This window comes from Rhizobium sp. FG113 (assembly GCF_057809895.1).
In genome coordinates, this window is the sequence record NZ_JBMDKV010000007.1 from 40,973 (window position 1) to 66,077 (window position 25,105).

General features: G+C 62.3%; 24 protein-coding genes and 1 pseudogene. 4 read left to right on the top strand and 21 right to left on the bottom strand.

The window, feature by feature from the left end; genetic code table 11:
• Positions 1 to 166: 166 nt before the first annotated feature.
• Positions 167 to 877, top strand: a complete 711-nt coding sequence (locus ACODTZ_RS17930; RefSeq protein WP_489027056.1) for a Crp/Fnr family transcriptional regulator — start codon at positions 167 to 169, stop codon at positions 875 to 877.
• On the opposite strand, the gene ureG is transcribed toward ACODTZ_RS17930, so the two are convergent.
• The 16 genes and pseudogenes from ureG to urtA all read right to left on the bottom strand — a co-directional run bounded on the left by ureG (position 855) and on the right by urtA (position 14,624).
• Positions 855 to 1,466, bottom strand: a complete 612-nt coding sequence (gene ureG / locus ACODTZ_RS17935) for an urease accessory protein UreG (RefSeq protein ID WP_018897109.1) — start codon at positions 1,464 to 1,466, stop codon at positions 855 to 857. The two genes, ACODTZ_RS17930 and ureG, sit on opposite strands and share 23 nt — an antisense overlap.
• Before the next feature lie 91 nt (positions 1,467 to 1,557).
• Positions 1,558 to 2,229, bottom strand: a complete 672-nt coding sequence (locus ACODTZ_RS17940) for an urease accessory protein UreF (RefSeq protein WP_489027057.1) — start codon at positions 2,227 to 2,229, stop codon at positions 1,558 to 1,560.
• 3 nt (positions 2,230 to 2,232) lie between these two features.
• Positions 2,233 to 2,745 (bottom strand): urease accessory protein UreE, encoded by a 513-nt coding sequence (gene ureE / locus ACODTZ_RS17945; protein WP_489027058.1) that lies wholly within the window; start codon positions 2,743 to 2,745, stop codon positions 2,233 to 2,235.
• Positions 2,746 to 2,853: 108 nt separating this feature from the next.
• Positions 2,854 to 3,684, bottom strand: coding sequence for a GGDEF domain-containing protein (locus tag ACODTZ_RS17950; protein WP_489027059.1), 831 nt, complete (start codon positions 3,682 to 3,684; stop codon positions 2,854 to 2,856).
• 341 nt (positions 3,685 to 4,025) lie between these two features.
• Entirely contained in the window at positions 4,026 to 5,735 is a 1,710-nt protein-coding gene (ureC, locus tag ACODTZ_RS17955) for an urease subunit alpha (RefSeq protein ID WP_113523118.1), read from the bottom strand.
• Between the two features lie 3 nt (positions 5,736 to 5,738).
• Positions 5,739 to 6,362 carry a Urease operon accessory protein gene (locus ACODTZ_RS17960; RefSeq protein ID WP_489027193.1) on the bottom strand — a complete coding sequence of 208 codons (624 nt, stop codon included), beginning with the start codon at positions 6,360 to 6,362 and terminating at the stop codon, positions 5,739 to 5,741.
• Positions 6,363 to 6,378: 16 nt separating this feature from the next.
• Positions 6,379 to 6,771, bottom strand: coding sequence for a lysozyme inhibitor LprI family protein (locus ACODTZ_RS17965; RefSeq protein ID WP_489027195.1), 393 nt, complete (start codon positions 6,769 to 6,771; stop codon positions 6,379 to 6,381).
• 38 nt (positions 6,772 to 6,809) lie between these two features.
• Positions 6,810 to 7,115: an urease subunit beta gene (locus ACODTZ_RS17970; RefSeq protein ID WP_047514525.1), complete on the bottom strand. Its 306-nt coding sequence runs from the start codon at positions 7,113 to 7,115 to the stop codon at positions 6,810 to 6,812.
• 10 nt (positions 7,116 to 7,125) lie between these two features.
• Positions 7,126 to 7,380, bottom strand: a complete 255-nt coding sequence (locus ACODTZ_RS17975; protein ID WP_489027060.1) for a DUF1272 domain-containing protein — start codon at positions 7,378 to 7,380, stop codon at positions 7,126 to 7,128.
• A gap of 7 nt (positions 7,381 to 7,387) precedes the next feature.
• The gene (locus ACODTZ_RS17980) at positions 7,388 to 7,690 is read right to left on the bottom strand and encodes an urease subunit gamma (protein ID WP_489027061.1); all 303 of its coding nucleotides are present in this window, start codon (positions 7,688 to 7,690) and stop codon (positions 7,388 to 7,390) included.
• Between the two features lie 20 nt (positions 7,691 to 7,710).
• Positions 7,711 to 8,532 carry an urease accessory protein UreD gene (locus ACODTZ_RS17985; RefSeq protein WP_489027062.1) on the bottom strand — a complete coding sequence of 274 codons (822 nt, stop codon included), beginning with the start codon at positions 8,530 to 8,532 and terminating at the stop codon, positions 7,711 to 7,713.
• A gap of 161 nt (positions 8,533 to 8,693) precedes the next feature.
• Positions 8,694 to 9,389, bottom strand: coding sequence for an urea ABC transporter ATP-binding subunit UrtE (gene urtE, locus ACODTZ_RS17990; protein ID WP_018897098.1), 696 nt, complete (start codon positions 9,387 to 9,389; stop codon positions 8,694 to 8,696).
• Positions 9,390 to 9,591: 202 nt separating this feature from the next.
• Complete coding sequence (gene urtD, locus ACODTZ_RS17995; RefSeq protein WP_018897097.1) at positions 9,592 to 10,347, bottom strand: urea ABC transporter ATP-binding protein UrtD; 756 nt, start codon at positions 10,345 to 10,347, stop codon at positions 9,592 to 9,594.
• Between the two features lie 97 nt (positions 10,348 to 10,444).
• Positions 10,445 to 11,516: pseudogene (gene urtC / locus ACODTZ_RS18000) on the bottom strand (urea ABC transporter permease subunit UrtC); the annotation flags it as partial.
• Complete coding sequence (urtB, locus tag ACODTZ_RS18005) at positions 11,513 to 13,132, bottom strand: urea ABC transporter permease subunit UrtB (RefSeq protein WP_112536737.1); 1,620 nt, start codon at positions 13,130 to 13,132, stop codon at positions 11,513 to 11,515. The gene urtB and the pseudogene urtC, both read right to left, overlap by 4 nt.
• 199 nt (positions 13,133 to 13,331) lie before the next feature.
• A complete protein-coding gene (gene urtA / locus ACODTZ_RS18010) occupies positions 13,332 to 14,624 on the bottom strand; it encodes an urea ABC transporter substrate-binding protein (protein ID WP_037186085.1) in 1,293 nt (430 codons plus the stop codon).
• A gap of 217 nt (positions 14,625 to 14,841) precedes the next feature.
• Between urtA and ACODTZ_RS18015 the strand changes: the two genes are divergently transcribed.
• From ACODTZ_RS18015 to ACODTZ_RS18025, 3 genes are all read left to right on the top strand, one after another.
• Positions 14,842 to 18,228, top strand: a complete 3,387-nt coding sequence (locus ACODTZ_RS18015) for a hybrid sensor histidine kinase/response regulator (RefSeq protein ID WP_489027063.1) — start codon at positions 14,842 to 14,844, stop codon at positions 18,226 to 18,228.
• Positions 18,221 to 19,117: a response regulator transcription factor gene (locus tag ACODTZ_RS18020; RefSeq protein ID WP_112536734.1), complete on the top strand. Its 897-nt coding sequence runs from the start codon at positions 18,221 to 18,223 to the stop codon at positions 19,115 to 19,117. The genes ACODTZ_RS18015 and ACODTZ_RS18020 overlap by 8 nt, the downstream gene beginning before the upstream one ends.
• Before the next feature lie 97 nt (positions 19,118 to 19,214).
• Positions 19,215 to 20,399: an acyltransferase family protein gene (locus ACODTZ_RS18025; protein ID WP_489027064.1), complete on the top strand. Its 1,185-nt coding sequence runs from the start codon at positions 19,215 to 19,217 to the stop codon at positions 20,397 to 20,399.
• 90 nt (positions 20,400 to 20,489) lie between these two features.
• Here ACODTZ_RS18025 and ACODTZ_RS18030 read toward each other — a convergent pair whose 3' ends face one another.
• The 5 genes from ACODTZ_RS18030 to livM all read right to left on the bottom strand — a co-directional run bounded on the left by ACODTZ_RS18030 (position 20,490) and on the right by livM (position 25,103).
• Positions 20,490 to 21,614 (bottom strand): branched-chain amino acid ABC transporter substrate-binding protein, encoded by a 1,125-nt coding sequence (locus tag ACODTZ_RS18030; RefSeq protein ID WP_047514557.1) that lies wholly within the window; start codon positions 21,612 to 21,614, stop codon positions 20,490 to 20,492.
• Positions 21,615 to 21,733: 119 nt separating this feature from the next.
• Positions 21,734 to 22,087 carry a DUF6867 family protein gene (locus ACODTZ_RS18035; RefSeq protein ID WP_018897088.1) on the bottom strand — a complete coding sequence of 118 codons (354 nt, stop codon included), beginning with the start codon at positions 22,085 to 22,087 and terminating at the stop codon, positions 21,734 to 21,736.
• A 24-nt stretch (positions 22,088 to 22,111) separates the two neighbouring features.
• On the bottom strand, positions 22,112 to 22,840 hold the full coding sequence (locus ACODTZ_RS18040; RefSeq protein WP_018897087.1) for an ABC transporter ATP-binding protein: 729 nt from the start codon (positions 22,838 to 22,840) through the stop codon (positions 22,112 to 22,114).
• Entirely contained in the window at positions 22,840 to 23,712 is an 873-nt protein-coding gene (locus tag ACODTZ_RS18045; protein ID WP_026282746.1) for an ABC transporter ATP-binding protein, read from the bottom strand. Before ACODTZ_RS18045 ends, ACODTZ_RS18040 begins: the two co-directional genes overlap by 1 nt.
• Positions 23,712 to 25,103, bottom strand: coding sequence for a high-affinity branched-chain amino acid ABC transporter permease LivM (livM, locus tag ACODTZ_RS18050; RefSeq protein WP_209191359.1), 1,392 nt, complete (start codon positions 25,101 to 25,103; stop codon positions 23,712 to 23,714). The genes ACODTZ_RS18045 and livM overlap by 1 nt, the downstream gene beginning before the upstream one ends.
• Positions 25,104 to 25,105: the final 2 nt, after the last annotated feature.

The following is a 25,105-nucleotide window of genomic DNA, read 5'->3' on the forward strand; positions in this document are numbered from 1 at the left end:
TTTGATCTTCGGCTTCATGAAATGTCCGCAAGTGGCGCATGGCTGCGACCTCAGGCTTTCTTGTTTCTTGCTCCCACTTGATGCAGATCAACTTTCACCGCAACCATTCCGGCTAGTTTAAGCGCATGGCAGGCGCGGCCTGCGACCGACGAATGTGGAGAAAGAGATGACGACGGGCTTGAAACTGAGCAATGTGCACAAGGCCATGCTTGGCGAAACCATTCTTTTTTCCGGCCTCAACCGGGATGAGCGCAACGCGCTTCTCGCTTGCGCGACCATCGTACGCTACCAGACGCATGACATGCTGTTTCATCAGGGCGAACGGGGCGAGTATTTCTATTGCGTGCTGACGGGCTTCGCCCGGCTCTATCGGCTTGGCGGCGACAATCAGGAAGGCGACATCCGCATTTGCGAGCCCGGCGACAGCTTCGCCGAATGCCTTGTCACGGACGGCGGCGATTATCGCTATGGCGCCCAGGCCATGGAGCACTCGATCTTCGCGCGCTTCAATCTCGAACAGGTCCGGGCGCTGGTCGAACACCGGCCGCATATCGGCATCGCGATCATGCGCAGCCTCTCGCAGCACCTGCTATCGACGATCGATTGCCTGGCGAGCGACCGCATGCAGACCGCACCCCAGCGCGTCGCGACCTATCTGCTCACCCATTGCAAACCGGAGGGTCTGGAGGCGAAGATGCGGCTCCCCTTCCAGAAAAGCCTGTTGGCGCGCAAGCTCGGGCTGGCGCCCGAGGCTCTCTCCCGCGCCTTCTCGTCGCTGCGCGCCGCCGGCGTTACCGTCAGCGGCCGCTCGATCGAGATCAGCAATCTCAACGTCCTGAAGACGATCCCGGCGATTACAAGCCGCCATGCACCTTGAGGAAGTCAACGATGGCGCCGATGCCGTCGCCGCGTTTCATGTCTGAGAACACGAAGGGGCGTGTGGCGCGCATGCGCGTCGCGTCGCGATCCATCACGTCGAGATCGGCGCCGACATAAGGCGCGAGATCCTTCTTGTTGATGACGAGAAGGTCCGACTTGGTGATCCCGGGCCCGCCCTTGCGCGGGATTTCCTCACCCTGGCAGACCGAGATCACATAGATGGTGATATCGGCGAGATCGGGCGAAAAGGTCGCGGCCAGATTGTCGCCGCCCGATTCGATGAAGACCACGTCGAGATCGGGAATGCGCTCGTTGAGGCCGGCAATGGCCTGCAGGTTGATCGTCGCATCCTCGCGAATGGCGGTGTGCGGGCAGCCGCCCGTTTCCACGCCGACGATGCGCTCCGACGGCAGCGCCTGCATCCGCATCAGCGCCTCGGCATCCTCGGTCGTGTAGATGTCATTGGTGACGACGGCGACCGAATATTGGTCGCGCATCGCCTTGCAGAGCTTTTCCGTCAGCGCCGTCTTGCCCGAGCCGACCGGCCCGCCGATCCCGACCCGCAGAGGTCCATTTCCTGATTTCATATCGTGCACTCCAATCGAGAATAAACATAGCGCGTCAACCGCAAGGCGGCCACCGGCAAATAGCGCAGATCGTTAGCGACAAGCGCTGTCGTCACGATCGGAACAGCCGCGTCGATTGCGTCTCGTGCCGTAGCGAGACGATATCGGCCTGCACCGTTGCCGAGCCCAGCGCATCGAGCGTCGAGCCCGCCGCCCGCCGCGCAAGCAGCGCGATATCCCCTTCCCGCGCCGCCATGATCGCAACGCCATTCTTCTGGCCTGCAACGCCGAGCCGGATACCGGCGGAAACGGCCTGCGAGACATAGGCGTGCAAGAAAGCGGCGATCGCCTTCTCGGCGCCGATCCCATGCGCGCCGGACACCGCGCCGACGGCAACAGGATAAGCCACATGTTTCGGCAACCGTGTGAACACCTCATCAGGCCATGCGCCGGCGGCAGACAGGAAAGCGTCGCCAAGCAGCATCGTTTCCTGATGCCGCTCGCGCGATCCCGCCAACGCCTCGGCAAGCCCAGCCACATCGGATAGCGCCGAGGTGTCGCCATGCACCCTGTTGCTCTCGGCAAGCAGCACGACGTCGTTCCAGACGGCGCCGTGATCCATCATGGCACCGAGCCAATCGCCAAGCGATACTGCATCGTGCACGAGCCCGTCATGCACGGCGCGCTCCAACCCGCCCGAATAGGCGAACGAGCCCACGGGAAAGGCCGGCGAGAGCCATGCCATCAACCGCAGCAGCGCCTGCAGATCACCGTTCTCGGTCATGGCTCAGTCGTGCGAATGATTTTGGCCGTGGCCATGCCCATGGCCGTGGCCATGCCCGTGATCATGTCCATGCGAATGGCTGCCATGGGAATGATAGGCACCACGAGCCGGCTGGAACGGCTCGGTGACATCTGACACCGTCGCGCCCAGCCCCTCAAGCATGGCGCGAATGACATGGTCGCGCAAGATCAGAATACGCTCTTCCTCGATCTGCGCGCCCAGATGCCGGTTGCCCAGATGCCAGGCGAGCTCGATCAGATGCAGGCGATCGCGGGCCTTGATCTCGAACAGCTTCTCGTCGGCCGCAACGATCTCCACCAGCTCGCCATCGCCGAGAACCAGCATGTCGCCATTGGCAAACAGCACCGGTTCCTTGAGGTCGAGCATGACCATCTCGCCATTGTCGAGATGCAGCAGCTTGCGCCGGAGATGCCTCAGATCATGCGGCAGCACGACCTTGTGCGTGGGGTGGGAAGACGGCGTGCCGGCCGGCAGATAGGAGGTGATATACTGCATGATGTGTCCATTCCGGTTCAGGCGAGGAGCATGCAAAATCGGCTGGAACCGCGCAAGGGTCAAAACGCCGTATTGCGCACTATACGCGTGTCGTTGCAACGCTTTAGTCTAGTGAATGGCGGACGACCTGCCGTCGACGTTGGTTTCATCCTGGCTGAGCCGCATGCGGCGCTGCAGGCCCTCATCCTCGTGGACCACGCGATTGCGGCCAAGCGTCTTCGCCAGATAGAGCGCCTTGTCGGCGGCGGTATAGGCCGCCTGCCTGCTTCGCCCATCGAAGAGCTCCGCGATGCCGGCCGACATGGTGACATTGAAGCTGCAGCCATCGAGCGCGATCGTCCGTTCGGCAAGCCGGTTGCAGGCGGCCCGGATCTGCGCCACCCGCTCCTCTTTCAAGGGAGCAATGACGACAACCCCGAACTCCTCGCCGCCGAGCCGCGCGACGGTCGAGTCCGCGCTGAATGCCGCCGACAGCTCCGCGGCGACAGCGACGATAACAGCATCTCCGCAGGCATGCCCGTAGCGATCGTTGACAGCCTTGAAGCGGTCCACATCGAAGATCGCCAGACAGGCAGGCTCGTCGACATCATCGAGCGCCTCGGTAAATGCCCGTCGGTTCAGGAGGCCGGACAGCATGTCGGTACGGCTCAGCTGCTCGAACTCGGCGCGCGAGACGCTGAGCTGATGCATGGCATAGCCCGCGACCAGGGCCAGCGCTCCCGATACGATCCCGCCGATCACCCAGGATAGCGCCACGCCATAGATCACGGCATGCTCCAGCGAGACGGGCAGCACACCGGCCCAATCGAGCGGCAACAACAGCACCGCAATACCAAGCGACGAGAGCATCACCGCGGCGAAACTCATCTTCAGCGCATAGGTGTAAATCGTCAGGCGATTCCTGAAATCGCCGAGCTCCGCCTCGAGTAAAATATGCATCCGAATCGACCTTTTTGCCCTCGCCCAAGTCTATTGATGAGACACGAACCGCTGCCGGGGTCTTAAGGGAATCGCTAAGATTTTAACGAGTTTTGTAAATTGTTCGTGCGCTGCACAATGGATCGAAACGCGACGAAAATGGCCATGGAAATAGCCGCGAGGCCGCACTTCTAAGAAATTGATAAATCACAGTTTTCAGGATTTCGCCGGTCGCAGCGTCCCATTTCGGACGCAACGCCCCATGGTGGAACAGGGCACAATCGTGATGCAACTTTAAGAATGCATTGCTAAACGTGTAGTCAGAAGTTGGCCGGCACCGGGGCGCCGGCCATTAAAGGTCATCAATACATGAAATAGCGCTGCGCCATCGGCAGCGAGGTCGCCGGTTCGCAGGTCAGAAGCTCGCCGTCGGCGCGTACCTCGTAGGTCTCCGGATCGACTTCGATATGCGGCGTCAGGCTGTTGTGGATCATCGACGCCTTGGAGATGCCGCCGCGCGTGTTCTTGATGGCGACAAGGTCCTTGGCGACGCCGAGGCGGCCCTTCAGACCGGCGTCGAGCGAAGCCTGCGAAACGAAGGTGACCGATGAATTGGTGCGCAGCTTGCCGTAGGCGGCGAACATCGGGCGATAGTGCATCGGCTGCGGCGTCGGGATCGAGGCGTTCGGATCGCCCATCGGGGCCGCCGCGATCGAGCCGGCGAGCAGCACCATCTCCGGCTTCACGCCAAAGAAAGCCGGGTTCCAGAGCACGAGGTCGGCGCGCTTGCCAACTTCGATCGAGCCGATCTCGTGGCTAACCCCTTGAGCAATCGCCGGGTTGATCGTGTACTTGGCGATATAGCGACGGACGCGGAAGTTGTCGTTGTCGCCCGTCTCTTCCTTCAGCGGACCGCGCTGGCGCTTCATCTTATCGGCCGTCTGCCAGGTGCGGATCGCCACTTCGCCGACGCGGCCCATGGCCTGGCTGTCGGACGAGATGATCGAGAAGGCGCCGATATCGTGCAGGATGTCTTCGGCCGCGATCGTTTCCTTGCGGATGCGGCTTTCGGCAAACGCGATATCCTCGGGGATCGACGGCGACAGGTGGTGGCAGACCATCAGCATATCGAGATGCTCGGCGACAGTGTTGACCGTATAGGGCCGCGTCGGGTTGGTGGACGACGGAATGACGTTCGACTGGCCGCAGATCTTGATGATATCGGGCGCGTGGCCGCCGCCTGCGCCTTCCGTGTGGAAGGCGTGGATGGTGCGGCCCTTGAGCGCCCCGATCGTATCCTCGACGAAGCCGCTTTCGTTCAGCGTGTCGGTGTGGATCATCACCTGGATATCGTATTCGTCGGCAACCGAAAGGCAGCAATCGATCGCAGCCGGCGTCGTGCCCCAGTCCTCGTGCAGCTTCAGCGACGACGCGCCGGCCAGCACCATCTCCTCGAGTGCGGCCGGCAGCGAGGCGTTGCCCTTGCCCGCGAGCGCCAGGTTCATCGGGAAGCCGTCGAAGCTCTCGATCATCCGCTCGATATGCCAGGCGCCGGTGCAGGTGGTGGCGAGCGTGCCATGCGCCGGGCCAGAGCCGCCGCCGAGCATGCAGGTGATGCCGGACATCAGCGCTTCCTCGATCTGCTGCGGGCAGATGTAATGGATATGCGCGTCCATGCCGCCGGCCGTGATGATCTTGCCTTCGCCGGCGATCGCCTCCGTCGACGGGCCGACGATGATGTTGACACCAGGCTGCGTATCCGGATTGCCGGCCTTGCCGATCGCGTGGATGCGGCCGTTCTTCAGCCCGATATCGGCCTTGACGATGCCGGTATGGTCGATGATCACGACATTGGTGATGACGGTATCGACCGCGCCCTGCGCCCGCGTTGCCTGGCTCTGCCCCATGCCGTCGCGGATGACCTTGCCGCCGCCGAACTTCACCTCTTCGCCATAGGTGGTGAAATCCTTCTCGATCTCAATGAAGAGTTCGGTATCGGCAAGCCGCACCTTGTCGCCGGTGGTCGGGCCGAACATGCCGGCATAGGCGGCGCGGGAAATCTTGTAGGGCATGGGTCAGGCTCCTTGGGAGGACGAACGGGATGCGGACGGATAAAACCGCGTGACGCGGCCGGCGGCGACGTAAGCGTCGACGAGCTGCCTTTCGGCGGCAAAGGGATGCCACTCCCAGCCTTGATGGCCGAAGCCGACAAGCGCGATCGGGGCATCGGGAAATCGGTTCATGACCTCGGCGATCACGATCATGCCGCTGCTCGGCACGACGTAAGGCGCGGGGTCAAATGCGGCCAGCGCCTGGTCGACGCCATCATGAATCACTTTGTCAACGACCACATGCGTCTTGCCAGCGTCCTTGCAGAAGGCGTTGAATTCACTCGTATAGTCGTCGCAGAAATCGTCGAGCTCTGGATGCGAGACGGCCAGCGGGCCTTTCAGCGCCGCGAATTTTTCCGGATCGCGCACGCTCCAGATCTCGGCAGCTTCGACCACGGCGGGATGCGCGCGCCACGCTTCGGACGACAGCATCGCCTTGGCGGGACGGCCGGTATTGCAGACGGCGACGACATCCGTGCGGCCGGGGCTCGCCTCATAGGATCGGCATTCGTTGAACCGGATGACGAAGCCTGCCGCGGCAACTGCCGCCGCCCCTTCCGCACCGATCTCACCATTGCCGACGATCATGATGCTCTCTGTCACCTCAGTTGCTCATCGCGTCTTCGAGCGTCTTCAGCTCCTTGGTCCTGGCATCGGTCACGTTGGCGATGCAGCCGGCAACCAGCATCGGCTCCGTCGTGCCGCCACGCGCCTGAAAGCCCTCAGCTTCGCATTGCGCATCACGGTAGGTAATCCACGCGCGCTGGGCAGTGACCAGAGCTTTCTCCGCCCCCTTCATGTCGTCATCCTGATCCTTGTCGATGGCGACCATGACGGCGCGGGTCTTCTTGTATTGAACGTTGAGCGCCTTGTCGGCCTCGTCCTGCCGCGCCCGCTCGCAGAGCGTCATGTCGGTCTGCGTCGTCGGGCTCTTGCAGTCGATCTCCTCGGCGCCGGCGCCACCGGCACCAATCAGCGCCAGCAGCCCGAAACCCATAGGCATCAAGAAACGCATCATCTCCTCCCGAGACATGATCACAGCTTGCCCATCACCAGCTGGCGGAAGCCGTAGACCTCGCGCTTGCCGGATAACGGGATCAACGTGACCGAGCGCGTCTGCCCCGGCTCGAAGCGTACCGCGGTGCCGGCCGGAATATCGAGCCGCATGCCATGCGCCTTCTCGCGATCGAAGGAGAGCCCGGCATTGGTCTCGCCGAAGTGATAGTGGCTGCCGACCTGCACCGGACGGTCGCCGGTGTTCGATACCTCGATGGTCACGGTCGGCGCGCCGGCATTGAGTTCGATTTCGCCTGGTGCGGCAATGATTTCGCCTGGGATCATGATTTTCTCCTCACGCAGCCTTCACGGGCGCGCAGCCCTCGGCCTTCAGCACGCGTTTCGTCGATGCCGGGTTGTTGATGAGCTTGGCCGCCGGGCGCACCGGCCGGCGCACCAGTTCGCCGCCGCAATTCGGGCAGACGCCTGAAAGCACGTTGTCGGCGCAATCAGCGCAATAGGTGCACTCGAAGCTGCACATCATGGCCGTCAGGCTTTCGGGCGGCAGGTCCTTGTCGCAGCATTCGCAATTGGGTCGAAGCTCGAGCATGATGGCCTCAGCGGATCGGTTCGTGAACGGTCACCAGCTTCGTTCCGTCAGGAAACGTCGCTTCCACCTGCACGTCGTGGATCATCTCGGCGATGCCGTCCATAACCTGGTCGCGGCCGATGACATGGGCGCCGGCTTCCATCAACTCGGCCACCGGCCGGCCGTCACGCGCGCCTTCGACGACGTAGTCGGTGATGAGCGCGATCGCCTCGGGATAGTTGAGCTTGACGCCCCGCTCCAGCCGCCGCCGCGCGCCCATCGCCGCCATCGAAATCAACAGCTTGTCTTTTTCTCTCGGTGTGAGGTTCATCGTGCATCCATCTGCTTGAACTAGAGATTCCAGACTTTCGGCACAGGCGCGCCATTGCGCAAGGCTGAAATGATCGGGATCAGGATTTTTCGAAGTGCGAAGCCGTCCGACGCCGCGAGCCGAACGACCAGCTTGCCCGCCCAGCAGCTGGCGCCGCCCATATGACCGTCGAGCAACGGCCTGACCGCATTGAGATAGCCTTCCGCCTGCGGCCCGACATAGAGCAGCGTCGCGAAGGCGACCTGGCCTGACAGCACCGCCGGCTCCCGTGTCAGCGCCTGGACTTCGCCCGCGAGCCTCAGATCCTCGGCATGGCAGAGCCGACCTTCCCTGCGGATACGCCAGCGATCGCGAAACAGCCCCGAGACAACCGCCTCGCCCATCGCCTTGCGCCCGAGCAGCACCGCCTCGACCGCCAGAAACTCCGCGCCCTCTTCGAGATCGACGTCGAGCCGTCGATAGAGCGAGGAGCGATCGAAGAGAATGGTTTCCTGCGGCAGCCAGTCGACGCGCGCATTGGCGCCGACATTGATTTTCGTGGTGATCTCGGCGGTGCCGGCGGAAGCCTTGTAGATTTTCTCACAGGCCTGCGTGGTCACGTCGATGCGCGTGCCGGGACCGGCCACGACGCTCCAGTCCATGCGGTCGCCACCGGTGAGACCACCAGCCGTATTGATGATGACGGCTTCCATCGACGCATCGAAAGTATCGGGCAGCCGGATCTTCGCGGCGCCCTCCTGATAGAGCTCGCGGATGCGCGTGCGACCGCCCAGCGACTTCGCGGCCAGATGCCCGCGGCCTTCGGCCCTTTGCGGTCTGGTGGCTGCCGCGGCGTTCGTCATTCCATGCCCTTTTCATGCCGCCGGTTTGCCCGGCCGTTCTCATTCAATCCTGTAACTGATTGAAAGCAAGCAATTTCCGTGCCGCGCGAAGGACACTGCAATCCCGGCGCCAGCCAGCCACGCGGATATCGTCGAGTGCCTTTAAAAGCGGCGAATGCCGATCAGACGGTCAGGTGCCGGCGCGCCTCGGGTGTATCCAGTGTTTCCGCCAGGCCTTCATGCACGATCTCGCCGCGATCCATGATGTAGACGTAATCGGCAAGCTCCCGGCAGAAATCGAGATACTGCTCGACCAGCAGGATCGCCATGCCAGTACTATCACGCAGATAGCGGATGGCCCGGCCGATATCCTTGATGATCGACGGCTGGATGCCCTCGGTCGGCTCATCGAGCACGAGGATCTTTGGCCGCGTCACCATCGCCCGGCCGATCGCCAACTGCTGCTGCTGCCCGCCCGAGAGGTCGCCACCGCGCCGCCCAAGCATGGTCTGCAGCACGGGAAACAGGCTGAAGATATCGTCGGGAATGTTCTTGTCGCGGCGGGTAAGCGGGGCGAAGCCGGTCTCGAGATTTTCCTTCACCGTCAGCAACGGAAAGATCTCGCGCCCCTGCGGCACATAGCCGATGCCCTGCTTGGCGCGCGCATAGGGCGCAAGGCCGTTGAGTTTTGTGTCGTTGAAGGTCACCGTCCCTGAAGACAGCGGATGCTGGCCGGTGACGGCGCGCAACAGCGAGCTCTTGCCGACACCGTTGCGGCCGAGCACGCAGGTGATCTTGCCCATCTCCGCCTTCAGCGAGATGCCGCGCAGCGCCTGCGCCGCGCCATAGTGGAGGTTTGCGTTTTCGACGGTCAGCATGGTTTTCCCCTATGATGGCTTGCAGTTGTGGCGCCCCCCTCTGCCCTGCCGGGCATCTCCCCCACAGGTGGGGAGATCGACTCGTTGCAAGCCCCTCGCCAGACAATGAAGGTTAAAGCGAGCGGGTAAGCCCAGCCAATCTCCCCCCTTGTGGGGGAGATGCCCGGCAGGGCAGAGGGGGGTATCATGCGCACAACGCTCATCACCGCCCCAGATAATTCTCGATCACCTTCGGATCGGAACTCACAAAATCGATCGACCCCTCGGCCAGCACCGAGCCTTCAGCGAGACACGTCACTTTCACCCCAAGGTCGCGGATAAAGCCCATGTCGTGCTCAACGACGACCACCGACCGCGTCTTGGCGATCTCCTTGAGCAGGATCGCCGTCTCCGCCGTCTCCGCATCCGTCATCCCGGCCACCGGCTCGTCGACCAGCAACAGTTTTGGCTCCTGCGCGAGCAGCATGCCGATCTCCAGCCACTGCTTCTGCCCATGGCTGAGATTGGCGGCGAGATCGTCGCGGCGATGCGTCAGGCGAACGGTCGCGAGGATCTCATCGATACGCGACCGGTCCTCGCTCGACAGCCGATAGAACAGCGTCGAGAACACGCCGCGCCGGCGGTTCAGCGCCAGTTCGATATTGTCCCAGACCGTATGGCTCTCGAACACCGTCGGCTTCTGAAACTTGCGGCCGATGCCGAGCTGGGCGATGTCGGCTTCGTCGAGCTTGGTGAGGTCGGTCTGGCCGTTGAAGAAGACCTGGCCGGTATCCGGCCGGGTCTTGCCGGTGATGATGTCCATCATCGTCGTCTTGCCGGCGCCGTTCGGGCCGATGATGGCGCGCAGTTCGCCCGGCTCGATGACGATCGACAGCGAATTCAGCGCCTTGAAGCCATCGAAGGAGACGGAGACGTTGTCGAGATAGAGAACGCTGTTGGGTTTGACGTCAGGGATCATGGCGCTCACTCCGCGGGCTGGATTTCTGCATCGACACCGTCTTCGCGCTTGGCGGGCGGCGTGTCGCTGGAGGATGGCTTGCGCTTGCCGATATACTGGCCGATCGTGCCGACGATGCCCTTGGGCAGGAACAGCGTCACCGCCACGAACAACCCGCCAAGCGCAAAGAGCCAGAATTCTGGGAAGAGGCCGGTAAAGATCGTCTTGCCGCCATTGACCATGATGGCGCCGATGATCGGCCCAATCAGCGTCGAACGCCCGCCCACCGCCGTCCAGATGACGACTTCGATCGAGTTGGCCGGCGCGAATTCGCCCGGGTTGATGATGCCCACCTGCGGCACGTAGAGCGCACCGGCGATCCCTGCCATCATCGCCGAGACGACGAAGGTGAAGAGCTTGAAGTGTTCGACGCGGTAGCCGAGGAAGCGCGTGCGGCTTTCCGCGTCGCGCACGCCGACCAACACCTTGCCGAACTTCGAGCGCACGATGGCCGACGCGATGAGCAGCGACAGCGCCAGCAGGATCGCGGTGGCCGAGAAGAGCGCCGCGCGCGTGCCGTCGGCCTGGATGTTGTAGCCGATGATATCCTTGAAATCGGTCAGGCCGTTATTGCCGCCGAAGCCCATGTCGTTGCGGAAGAAGGCGAGCAGCAGCGCATAGGTCATCGCCTGCGTGATGATCGAGAGATAGACGCCGTTGACGCGCGAGCGGAAGGCGAACCAGCCGAAGACGAAGGCGAGCAATCCGGGCACGACAAGCACCATCAGCGCCGCGAACCAGAAATGGTTGAACCCATGCCAGAACCACGGCAGTTCCTTGTAGTTCAGGAACACCATGAAATCGGGCAGGATGGGGTCGCCGTAGCTGCCGCGCGTGCCGATCTGGCGCATCAGATACATGCCCATCGCATAGCCGCCGAGCGCGAAGAAGGCGCCGTGGCCGAGCGAGAGAATGCCGCAGAAGCCCCAGACGAGATCGAGCGCCAGCGCCAGAAGCGCATAGGTCAGATACTTGCCGAACAGCGACATGATGTAGGTGGGTATATGCAGCGGGCTTGATGCCGGCGTCATCAGGTTCAGGACAGGCACCAGCACGGCGAGCGCCAGCAGGATGATGAGCGCGACGATGATCTTGCGATCGAGAGACCGGAGAAGGAAGGCCGTAATCATGCTTCCACCGCCCTTCCTTTGAGTGCGAAGAGCCCACGCGGCCGCTTCTGGATGAAGAGAATGATGAGGACGAGCACCAGGATCTTGCCGAGCACGGCGCCGGCGAAGGGCTCGAGGAACTTGTTGACGACGCCGAGCGACAGCGCGCCCACCAGCGTGCCCCACAGATTGCCGACGCCGCCGAACACCACGACCATGAAGCTGTCGATGATGTAGCTCTGGCCGAGATTGGGCGAGACGTTGTCGATCTGGCTGAGCGCCACGCCCGCCATGCCGGCGATGCCGGAACCGAGCGCGAAGGTGAAGGCATCGACCCATCCGGTCCGGATACCCATCGACGACGCCATCCGGCGGTTCTGCGTGACGGCGCGCATCTGCAGGCCGAAGGCGGAACGCTTGAGGAGCATCAGCAGCGTCACGAACACCGCCATCGAAAAGACGATGATCCACAGGCGGTTCCAGGTGATCGACAGACCGCCGAGTTCGAACGCGCCCGACATCCAGCTTGGATTACGGACTTCGCGGTTGGTCGGCCCGAAGATCGAGCGCACCGCCTGCTGCAGGATGAGCGAGACGCCCCAGGTGGCGAGCAGCGTTTCCAGCGGACGCCCGTAGAGATAGCGGATCACGGTGCGTTCGATGACGAGGCCGACGAAGCCGGTGAAGAGGAAGGCGGCGGGTACGGCAAAGGCTAGCGAATAGACTTCGAGGCCGGGGAATGTCGAGGCGATATACTGCTGCACGACATAGGTCGTGTAGGCGCCGATCATCACCATCTCGCCATGCGCCATGTTGATGACGCCCATGACGCCGAAGGTGATCGCAAGGCCGATGGCCGCAAGCAGCAGTACCGAGCCGAGCGACAGGCCGTACCAGACGTTCTGCACCACGTCCCAGAGCGCCAGGCTGCGGTTGATCGTGTTGATATGCGTCTGGATCTCGCCCTTGAGTTCGTCAGGCGCAGTCGCCATGGCCGTCGTTAGGATGGTGAGCGCGTTGCGGCCGCCACGGGCGGCGATCGTGTCGATCGCGGCCTTCTTGTCCTCGGCGCCGACATCGCTCTTCAGCACCATCACGGCGCGGGCGGCTTCCATCGTCTCCTTGACCTCGCCGTCCTTCTCGGCGGCAAGGGCGGAGTTCAGCAGTTCGAGATTGGCGGGATCGGCATCGCGCAACAGCCCCTGCGCAGCCGCAAGGCGGGCGCCACGATCAGGAGAGAGCAGCGTCAGCTGGCTCATCGCCGAAGCGATGACGCCGCGCAGCGAATTGTTGATCCTGACCTTGGACATATAGTCCGCATCAATATCGGCGACGGCTTCGCCGCTGATCGGATCGGAAAAAGTCGGCTCGTCCTCCGTGCCGCCCTGGAGCAGAACCGGGCCACCGCTTTCCGAATTCACGTAAAGCTGGCCGTCGCTGAGCTGCTGCAGGATCTGGCTGACATGGGCATCGCCGGATGCGACCAGCGCCTTGATGGCGACCTCGCGCTCCGGGAAATCGCCGACGCCGAGCGCGTCGACCAGCGCGTGGATGTCTTCCTGCGCCTTCAGCGCCGTGGCGAATGCCGGCAGGGCCAGGCACAAGGTCAAAAGCAAAATCTTGATGGCGCGATACATCGGCTTTCTGCCTCGGTTATCGTTGGCCTTCCGGCGCAATCGCAAAGAGAAAATAAACATTCCGTGGGTTCGGTCCGCCAATTGGGACCGTCCGCCGTCCGAAGCATGAAGGCCGCGCTTCGGGGAGAGAACTTCCGCCCGGACAGGAGGGCCGGACGGAAGCTGTTTTCAGGCTTTAGAGTGACGGGGTGGTCAGCACTCAGGAGCCCTTGCCGCCGCACTTGCCCGTGGCAACGTTGAAGTTGCCGCAGTTCATGGGCTTGCGCCAATCGGAGATCAGGTCCTTGGAGTCCGGCAGGAAGTCCGACCATTCGTCGCCGACGACAGCAGGGGTCTGCTGGACGATTTCGAACTGGCCGTTCGCCTGGATTTCACCGATCAGCACCGGCTTGGTGATGTGGTGGTTCGGCATGACGGTGGCGTAGCCGCCCGACAGGTTCGGAACCGTGGTGCCGATGATCGTGTCGAGAACCTTGTCCGTGTCGGTCGTGCCGGCAGCCTGGACCGCCTTAACCCATGCGTTGAAGCCGATATAGGCAGCTTCCATCGGGTCGTTGGTCACGCGCTTGTCGTTTTTGGTGTAGGCATGCCATTCCTTGATGAACTTCTTGTTCGCCGGGCTTTCGACCGACTCGAAGTAGTTCCAGGCAGCGAGGTGGCCGACGAGCGGCTTGGTGTCGAGACCGGCAAGCTCTTCTTCGCCGACCGAGAAGGCGACGACAGGAATGTCGGTTGCCTTGACGCCCTGGTTGCCGAGTTCCTTGTAGAACGGAACGTTGGCGTCACCGTTGATGGTGGAGACGACGGCGGTCTTCTTGCCCGCGCCACCGAATTCCTTGATCTTGGAGACTTCCGTCTGCCAGTCGGAGAAGCCGAACGGCGTGTAGTTGACGATGATGTCTTCCTTCGGAATGCCCTTCGAGATGAGATAAGCTTCCAGGATTTTGTTGGTCGTGCGCGGATAGACGTAGTCGGTGCCTTCGAGAACGAAGCGCTTAACGCCTTCCTTTTCCATCAGGTAGTCGACAGCCGGGATCGCCTGCTGGTTCGGAGCGGCACCCGTGTAGAAGATGTTGCGCGAGGACTCTTCGCCTTCATACTGAACCGGGTAGAACAGGATAGAGTTGAGCTCTTCGAAAACCGGCAGGACCGACTTGCGCGACGAGGACGTCCAGCAACCGAAGACGGCGGCGACCTTGTCCTTTTCGATCAGCTCGCGTGCCTTTTCGGCAAACAGTGGCCAGTCGGAAGCCGGGTCGACGACGACGGCCTCGAGCTTCTTGCCGAGAAGACCGCCCTTCTTGTTCTGCTCGTCGATGAGCATCAGCATGGCGTCTTTCAGCGTCGTTTCGGAGATCGCCATCGTGCCGGACAGCGAATGCAGGACGCCGACCTTGATGGTGTCGTCAGCCGCAACGGCTCCATGGAATGCGGCCGTGGCCGACATGACGGCGCCGAGCACGGCACCGGAAACATATGATCGCAGATTCATCTGGTTGATCCCCTCTTCTTGTTCCGACAACAGGCCTGAAACGGCGATTAACTGTTGCTTAAGGGACTATCCGGTGCTGCACTGCGAAAGCGTATACGCGAAATGACGTAGGTGACGGGGCGAAATGTGCAGTTTTGCGTTGCACCGCACTCTTAATCCCCGCACTGTTCCATGTTACGAACGCATGACAAGGGGAACGAAGGGGCCGATTACGGGCATGGCAGCGCGGCAACGCATTATTCCGGTCAGGCGCGAATATAATCGCTGGGTCGCCAACCAGACGCTGGAAGACTATGCGCTGCGCTTCACCGCCAAGAGCGCCCGGCAGTTTTCCTCTCAGCGTATATCGCAGACGGCAATCGGCGCCATCTCCTTCCTGGCGCTGGAGGCGATCGGCGGCGCCATCACGCTGTCATACGGCACCACCAACGCCTTCTACGCCATCATCGTCGCCTCGATCGCCATGCTTGCCATCGGCCTACCGATCAGCCGCTACGCCATCCGCCACGGCGTCGACATCGATCTTCTGACCCGTGGCGCGAGCTTCGGCTATATCGGCTCGACAATAACCTCGCTGATCTACGCCAGCTTCACCTTCATGCTGTTTGCGATAGAGGCTTCGATCATGTCCGGCGCGCTGGAGCTGACCTTGGGCATACCGCTCTGGATCGGCTACATCATCAGCGCCGTCATGGTCATCCCGCTCGTCACCCACGGCGTTAGGCTGATCAGCCGCTTCCAGCTTCTAACGCAGCCCTTCTGGATCGTCCTCAACATCCTGCCCTTCCTCTTCATCGCCGTGATGGACTGGGAGAAGTTCGATCTCTGGCGCGCCTTCTCCGGCATCCGCCATGCGTCAGGCCCACCCGGCACCATCGCCCCATTCGATCTCGTCGAGTTCGGCGCCGCCTCGGCCGTCATCTTGGCGCTGATGTCGCAGATCGGCGAACAGGCCGACTTCCTGCGCTTCCTCCCCCCGGAAAAGCAGACCAAGTGGCGCCACCGCCTCGCCGTCTTCCTCGCCGGCCCCGGATGGGTCATCATCGGCGCACCGAAGCTGCTGGCCGGCTCCTTTCTCGTCGTGCTCACTTTTGCTTCAGGAGTGCCCGCCGACCGCGCCGCCGATCCGGCGCAGATGTATCTCACCGCCTTCGGCTACATGATCCCCTGGCACAACGCCGCGCTGCTGCTAATGGCCGCCTTCGTCATGGTCTCGCAGCTGAAGATCAACGTGATGAACGCCTATGCCGGATCGCTGGCATGGTCGAACTTCTTCTCCCGTTTGACCCACAGCCACCCCGGCCGCGTCATATGGCTGGTGTTCAACGTGGCGATCGCGCTGCTGCTGATGGAGCTCGGCATCTACCGGCTGCTCGAAGAGACGCTCGGCATCTTCTCGATCATCGCCATGGCCTGGCTCTGCACCATCTCGGCCGATCTCTTCATCAACAAGCCGCTCGGGCTTGCTCCTCCGGGCATCGAGTTCAAGCGCGCCCATCTCTATGACATCAACCCCGTCGGCCTCGGCGCCATGACGCTGTCCGCAACCATCGCGCTCATCGCCCATTTCGGCGCCTTCGGCACGGTCGCGGCGTCGCTGGCACCATACATCACCCTCATCGTCGCCCTCATCGCCTCACCCGCGATCGCCTGGGCGACGAAGGGCAAGTTCTACCTCGCCCGCAAGCCGCGCCAGAGCTGGAAGAACCTGACGAACATCACCTGTTCGGTCTGCGAACACCCCTTCGAGCCCGAGGACATGGCCTGGTGCCCTGCCTATGCCGCGCCTATCTGCTCGCTCTGCTGCTCGCTCGACAGCCGCTGCCATGACATGTGCAAGCCCAATGCGCATCTGAACGCCCAGGTCGGCTATGTGGCGAGGGCGGTGCTGCCCGAGACCATCGTCCGGAAGCTCACGACGCGCCTCGGCCGCTACGGTATCGCCGTCATCCTGGCGCTCACCGCCGTCGGCGCCATCCTGGCGATGATCGCCCACCAGGTTTCCGCCGCCTCGCCGGAGACCGCCGAGGTCGTCAACGGCACGATCCTCATCGTCTTCTTCGTCTTCGCCGTCATCGCCGGCGTCGTCTGCTGGTTCTATGTGCTGGCGCATGACAGCCGCGTCGTCGCCGAGGAGGAATCCTCGCGCCAGAACACGCTGCTCCTGAAGGAAATCGCCGCCCACAAGAAGACCGACGCCGCCCTGCAGGCCGCCAAGGAAACCGCCGAGGCCGCCAACCGCGCCAAGAGCCGCTACGTCGTCGGCCTCAGCCACGAGCTGCGCACGCCGCTCAACGCCGTGCTCGGCTACGCCCAGATCCTCGAGCGCGACGAGACCATTCCGACGCCGCGCCAATCCTCAATCAAGGTCATCCGCCGCTCGGCCGAACATCTCTCCGGCCTCATCGACGGCCTGCTCGACATCTCGAAGATCGAGGCTGGCCGCCTGCAGGTCTATTCCAACGAGATCAACATCCAGGATTTCCTCGACCAGATCGTCGACATGTTCCGCCCGCAGGCGCTCGCCAAGGGCCTGACCTTCAACCACCAGCGCGCGCCTGCCCTGCCCCAGTTCGTGCGCACCGATGAAAAACGCCTCCGCCAGATCCTCGTCAATCTGCTGTCCAACGCCATCAAGTTCACCGACGAGGGCACCGTCACGTTCGACGTCGCCTATCGCAGCCAGGTCGCGACCTTCACCGTGACGGACACCGGCCGCGGCATCGCCGAGAAGGACCTGAGCCGCATCTACGAGCCCTTCCAGCGCGGCGAAGCCGACAGCATCCGCCCGATGCCCGGCCTCGGCCTTGGCCTGACGATCACCCAGCTTCTGACCAACACGCTCGGCGGCGAAATTTCGGTGACCAGCGAAAAGGACAAGGGCTCGACTTTCCGCGTGCGCCTGATGCTCTCAGCCGTGCTGCGCGAGATGGCGGCCCCGCCGCAGGAAAAGAAGATCGTCAGCTATGACGGCCCGCGCCGCACCATCGTCGTCGTCGACGACAACGAGGACCACCGCGAGATGATGCGCGAGATCCTCGTGCCGCTCGATTTCGTCGTCCTGACGGCGGCAAGCGGCACGGATTGCCTGACGCTGATCGAAGGCATCCAGCCCGACCTCTTCCTCGTCGATATCCTGATGCCGGGGATGAATGGCTGGCAGCTCGTCTCGCGCCTGCGCGAAGCCGGCCAGACCGCACCGATCGTCATGCTCTCCGCCAACATCGGCGACGCCGCCGCCCATGGCGACAGCGACGACAGCCACAATGACGCGATCGGCAAACCGGTCGATATCCGTCGCCTGCGCGACAAGCTCGCGCTGCACCTCGGCCTCAAATGGCTCTACGCCGAAGCGGCACCCGCAGCACCCAAGAAGACCGAGCAGATCCTGCAAAGTCCCGGCGACGCGCATGTTCAGGAACTGCTGCGCCTCGGCGAGATCGGCTATATCAGGGGCATCGAGGCCAAGCTCGCCGACCTTGCCAAGGTGGAGGCAAATCAGCCATTTACCGAGGAACTTCGATCCTATGTCGCCGCCTTCGACCTGAACGGCTTCATGGCCTTCCTGCACCGCTTCGACGAAAAGGTGGAACACATTGGCTGAGCTCCCGCGCGACATCGTTCTCTTGGTCGACGACTCGCCGGAAGCGCTCGGCTTTCTCACCGATGCGCTGGAGCAATCCGGCTTCTCCGTCCTGATCGCGACCTCCGGTTCGGCCGCACTCAACATCGTCGAGCGCATCACCCCCGACCTGATCCTGCTCGACGCGGTGATGCCCACCATGGACGGCTTCGAGACCTGCCGGCGGCTGAAGGCCAACCCGGCGATCAGCCAGATCCCCGTCATCTTCATGACCGGTCTCACCGAGACCGAACACGTCGTCCACGCGCTCGGCTCGGGCGGCGTCGATTATCTCACCAAGCCGATCAACATCGATGAACTCCGCGCCCGCATCGGCGTGCACCTAAAGAACGCCCGCTCCGCCCAGAGCGCCCGCGTGGCGCTCGACGCCGCCGGCCGCCATCTGCTGGCGGTCAAGGGCGACGGCAACATTCACTGGTCAACGCCCCAGGCCACCCGCCTCGTCAACGCCGCCATGGGCAGCGACGATGGCATGGACACCGTAATCTCGACCATCGCTGCCTGGATGAAGGACCGCACCGCCGCCACCATCGCCGTCGCCCATGGCGGCCAGGACGTGCTGCAGCTCGCCTTTCTGGGCACCATCGGCCCCGACGAATATCTCTTCCGCCTCACCGCCAGCCAGCGCGCCGACGACCAGGTGCTCCGCCAGCGCTTCGCGCTCACCCACCGCGAATCCGAGGTACTGCTCTGGATCGCCAAGGGCAAGGCAAACCGCGACATCGGCGAAATTCTCGGCCTCTCGGCCCGCACGGTGAACAAACATCTCGAGCAGATTTACGTCAAACTCGGCGTCGAAAACCGCGCCTCGGCCGCGGTCAAGGCGGCGCATGTGTTGCATGAGACGTAGGTGAGCGAGCCGCTCACACTTTAGAAAGCACACATGGATATCCTTGGAGGCAACGCCCGCAAGCCGGGCATGGCATCAAGATGATATCCGGCAGGTCATGAAGGACAGGCTTTATTACGTGGATCGGCTGCGGATTTCCGCCTTCGCGATCCTGATCCTCTATCACTCTTCGGCGGCCTTCTTCACCGACATGGGCTGGCTGATCCATAGCGACCGCACCAGCCCCGCGCTCTCGCTCATCATGGAATTCCCACGCGCCTGGCGGTTGGCGCTGCTGTTCTTCGTCTCCGGCATGGGGGCGGCCTTCTCTTTCCGCTCCGATTCCAGCCTTTTGTTCCTGCGCAAGCGCACCATCCGCCTGCTCATCCCCCTGCTCTTCGCCATGGCCGTCCTCGTCGTGCCGCAGGTCTGGTACGAGCGCATGTACGAGACCGGTTATGACGGCTCGCTCATCAATTTCTGGCTGACGCGCTATTTCACCGAGGGGCGCTATCCGACCGGCAATTTCACCTGGGCACACATGTGGTTCGTCGCCTATCTCCTTGTGATGTCGGTGATCTGCTACCCGATCTTTCTCTATGTCAGCCGACCGGGCAACGCGATCATGGCCTGGTTCGAGCGTGTCGCGAAGTCGGGCGCCATCTATCTCTTCTTCCTGCTGCCGCTGGTGCTGAACCTTGCTCTGTCGCCGTTCTATCCCAAGGAAACCAATGCGCTCTACAATGACGGCGCCTGGTTTGCTGTCTGGGCAAGCTGGTTCGGCCTCGGCTTCCTCATCGCCCGCAATCATCGCAACCTGATCGAGTCGATCATCGCCAAGCGCTATCTGAGCGCCGCCATCGCGCTGGCTGTGACGGTCTTCCTCTACGCCTTCGCCTGGCTCGCCCCTGCCGAACGAGCGATCGGCAGCTATGCCGATGAAACCCCGCTCTTCAAGGCCGCGATCTTTCTGCTTGCCTGGTCGATGATCCTGACGCTGATCGGCTTCGCCGCCCGTCATTTCAACCAGCCGGACGCGCGGCTGGTCACGGTCAACCGGCTGGTCTTCCCGCTCTACATCATCCACCAGACGGTGATCGTCGGCGCGCTCTATTATGTGCTGCCGCTCGGCCTGCCCGCCGTGCCGAGCTTCATCATCATCGCGGCCGCAACCTTCGTGTTGTCGAGCCTCTTCGCCATCATGGTGGACCTCATCCCCGGCCCCGCGCGCCTGCTCTTCGGCCTTGAGGTCAGACCATCAAGCAAACCAAGCGGTCGAAAGACGGTCAACGCAGAACGTTAGCGCCCACCTGCACCAGGCGGTTGGGACAGGGTGCCCGAAACGAAAGAAGCCCGGTGCGAGACCGGGCTTCCAAGGTGAGAACGAAAGTTCTTACTTCGCGTCCTGCGGGAAGTAGGAGAACTTGCCGTCTGGACCCTTCTTCCATTCGTACATGACGTAGCCTGGGATCTTCGGGTCGCCCTTTTCGTCGAACGAGATTTCGCCGAGAACGGTCTTGAACGGACCCTTGGCCTTCATCGCTGCGGCAACGGCTTCAGCGTCGGTCGAAGCAGCTGCCTTGGCAGCTTCAGCGATCGTCTGCATCGCGGCGTAGGAGTACAGCGTGTAAGCTTCCGGGTTGAAGCCGGCAGCCTTGAACTTCTCGACGAGTGCCTTGTTGTCGGGGTTCAGCGTTGCGTCCGGGCCGAACGTGTTCAGCGTGCCGGCGACTGCGTCACCAGCGATCGATGCCAGTTCGTTCGAAACGATACCGTCACCCGATACGAGCGTTGCCTTCAGGCCCTGGTCGGCGGCCTGGCGGATGATCAGACCAGCTTCGGTGTGGAGACCACCCCAATAGATGATCGAAACGCCGGCTTCCTTCATCTTGGCGATGAGGGCCGAGAAGTCCTTGTCGCCGACGTTGATGCCTTCGTACATGACTTCGGTGAGACCAGCGGCATTCATGGCCTTCTTGGTTTCGTCAGCGAGGCCCTGGCCGTAAGGTGTCTTGTCGTGAACGACAGCGATCTTGGCGTCCTTGAAGTGGTCGGCCAGATACTTGCCGGCGATGCCGCCCTGCTGGTCGTCGCGACCGCAGGTACGGAACGTGTTCCACAGACCACGCTCGGTGAACTGCGGGTTGGTCGCAGCCGGGGTGATTTCGAGGATGCCGTTTTCAGCGTAAACTTCGGAAGCCGGGATCGAAACGCCCGAGTTGAAGTGGCCGATGACGAACTTGACGCCGTCAGCTGCGAACTTGTTGGCAACCGAGATACCCTGCTTCGGGTCGGACACGTCGTCGCCGAGCACGATCTTGATCTGCTCGCCATTGATGCCGCCAGCAGCGTTGATGTCGGCAGCTGCCTGCTCGGCACCCTTCTGGAGCTGTGCGCCGAACGCAGCGTTCGGGCCGGTCAGCGGACCAGCAACGGCAACCGTGATGTCGGCCCAAGCGTTGCTGCTGAAGGCGACCATCGCCGTCAGAGCCACTGCCGACAGAAGAGACTTCTTCATTATGTTACTCCCAGTTTTTTAGCGGGTTCCGTTCCATTACCCAGCGCATCACCCACTTTACTGCGCCGGGAAACCTGTTCCACTCGGAGAGGTAATTTGTCCCTAGATTCAACCGGCTGTCAATGTTTTGCCTTCCAGGAGAAGGGCGACGTCTTTTCGTAGAGCCAGTAGTAATTATTGACCATCTGATTGGTCCGGCGATAGCGGTATCCCGCCGTCGCGAAGATTAAGAGAAGGACGAAGTCGATGGCGTAGTAGAACACGCTCAGGACAGGCCCGTCGAACAGCGCGTGATGCAGGAACTGCATCGCGGCCGCCAGAAGCACGCTGTAGCCGATGACGATAGGATAGTCGCTCCAGCCATCGGCCGCAGCCTTGCCGGAACGCCATGCCGTCCAGAAGCCGATCAGCACGACGATCAGGCGGATGACGCTGCGAACGCCGGTATCGCCTTCAAAGAAAAGTCCCTGCATATCAAAGTCTCCCCTTCGTCATGCTCAATGCCGTCCGCCTTCGAGATAGGCGGCGCGGACTTCAGGATTGGCGAGCAGTTCCTGGCCGGAGCCCGACATCGTCACCTTGCCGTTGACCATGACATAGGCCCGGTCCGACAGCTTCAGCGCCGCGAATGCGTTCTGCTCGACGAGGAACACGGTGAGCCCCTCATCCTTGTTCAGCTTCTTGATCGCCTCGAAGATGCCCTTGACGATCAGCGGCGCGAGACCCAGCGACGGTTCGTCGAGAAGCAGAAGCTTCGGGCGGGCCATCAGGGCGCGGCCGATCGACAGCATCTGCTGCTCGCCGCCCGAAAGCGTGCCGCCGCGCTGCGTCTGGCGCTCCTTCAGGCGCGGGAACATCGCGAAGATCTTCTCGACGTCTTCCTTGAAGTATTTCAGGTTATCGAGGCCGGCGCCCATCTGCAGGTTTTCCATCACGCTCATGCGCGGGAAAATGCGTCGCCCCTCGGGCGACTGCGCGATGCGCAGGCGGGCGATTTCGTGGGTCGGCATCTTTGTGATGTCGCGGCCTTCGAAGATGACCTTGCCGGCGCGCGCCTGCGGGCTGCCGCAGATCGTCATCATCAGCGTCGACTTGCCGGCGCCGTTGGCGCCGATCAGGCTGACGATTTCGCCCTGGTTGACGTGGACATCGATGCCGGCGAGCGCGCGAATGTTGCCGTAATAGGTTTCAACACCCTCGACCTTGAGAAGTGGCTGACCGGTCATCAGTGCGTACCTCCTTCGAGGTTTTCGACGTCTGCGATCACCTGTTCCACTTCCTCGTCTTCGACACCGAGATAGGCCGCGATGACCTTCGGATCGTTCTTCACATGGTCTGGCGTGCCATCGGAAATCTTCTGGCCGTATTCGAGCACGACGACGTGGTCGGAAATCTCCATGACCACGGACATGTCATGCTCGATCAGGAGCAGCGACGTGCCCTCATCGCGAATGCCGCGCAGAAGCGTGTTCAGCGTCAGCGATTCCTTCGGGTTGAGACCGGCGGCCGGCTCGTCCAGGCAGAGCAGCTCCGGTCCCGTGCACATAGCGCGCGCGATTTCCAGACGACGTTGAGCGCCGTAAGGCAGGTCACCGGCGGGATCGTCGGCGCGATCGATCAGATCGGCCTTCTCCAGCCAGTAGCGGGCAAGCTCGATCGCGTTCTTCGCTTCCGCGCTGTAGCGACCGATCCCGAGCAGGCCGAGAATGGTGTAGCCCGATGCCAGCATCAGCTTGTTGTGCTGCGCGACCAGAAGGTTTTCGAGAACCGTCAGGCCGGAGAACAACCGGATGTTCTGGAAGGTACGGGCGACCTTGGCTTCACGGGTGATGCGAAAGTCCGGCAGACGCTCAAGCAGATGTTCCCTGCCATCCTTGTGGCGCATGGTGATCATGCCCATGGTCGGCTTGTAGAAACCGGTGATGCAATTGAACACGGTGGTCTTGCCGGCGCCGTTCGGGCCGATCAGCGCGGTGATCTCGCCGCGCTTGGCCTCGAACGAGAAGTCGTTGATGGCCATCAGGCCGCCGAACTTCATCGACAGGTGCTCGACCTTGAGCAGGGTATCGCTGGACATGTTGGTTTCCTGAGGGCTCATCAGCCGTGGCCCTCCTTGGTGAAGCTTCCCGATACCGATTTCCGTTCTTTCAGGAACGCCGTCGGTTCACGCGATCCAACGAAGCCGCGCGGCTTGATCAGCATGACGACGACCATCGCCAGACCAAAGAGCAGCATGCGGTAGAGTTCCGGCGTGAAGTCGGGTCCGAAGATGAGCTTCAGGAACTCCATCTCGCGCAGCATCTCGGTACCGCCGATCATGACGATCGCCGCGATCGCGATGCCGGTCAGCGAACCCATGCCGCCGAGAACGACGATGGCGAGGATGACGGCCGATTCCAGGAAGACGAAGGATTCAGGCGAGACGAAGCCCTGGCGAGCGGCGAAGAAGGAGCCGGCGAAACCGCCGAACATCGCACCCGTGGCGAAAGCCGTGAGCTTGGTCGTCACCGTGTTGATGCCGAGCGAACGGCAGGCGATTTCGTCTTCGCGGAGCGCTTCCCAAGCTCGGCCGATCGGCATGCGGCGCAGGCGGATCGTCACGTAAGCCGTCAGCAGGCACAGCGCCAGGATCAGATAGAAGAGGAAGATCTTGTAGTAGGCCGACGAGATCGGCAGGTGGAACAGCTTGGCGAAGCCGTGCGGGCTGGCATCGAAGGGGATGCCGAACAGCGTGGCCTTCGGAATGCTGGCGATGCCGAACGTGCCCTTGGTCAGATCCGTCCAGTTGATGATAACGAGGCGGATGATTTCACCGAAGGCCAGCGTCACGATCGCCAGGTAGTCACCGCGCAGACGCAGGACCGGGAAGCCGAGGATGATGCCCCAGAGACCGGCGAGAATGCCCGACAGCGGCAGCAGAACCCAGAAGGACAGGCCGAAATAGCTGGAGAGCAGCGCGTAGGAATAGGCGCCGACGGCGTAGAAGGCGACGTAACCGAGATCGAGCAGACCGGCGAGACCGACGACGATGTTCAGGCCCCAGGCCAGCATCACGTAGATCAGGATCTGGATACCGAAGTTGTCGACCCACTTCAGCGAGCCCTGCGCACCGACCAGCGCCACGATGACGACGGGATAGAGCACAAGCGCCAGAAGCGCGATCTTCAGGAAGTGGGCGTGGAAGAAGCCCTTCTTGTCGGAGATATCGAGCTCGCCGCTGCGCGCCTTGGCAAGCTTGCGGGCATCGAGATGCGGACGCAGGAACACCACGATCGCGAACCGGCCGACCGCCGCGATGGCGACGAAGACCGCGAGCAGGCCCCAGCGCTGCACCACGACGAGTTCGTTGCTGATGTTCTGCTGCGTGCCGAGACCGACATAGAGAACGAACATGCCGAAGGAGATAACGGCTGCGAAGATAGCTTCTTTAATACCCTTCTGGACAAGTCCGGATGCGGGCTTGCCAGGGGCGTTTTCAACATTTGCCATGA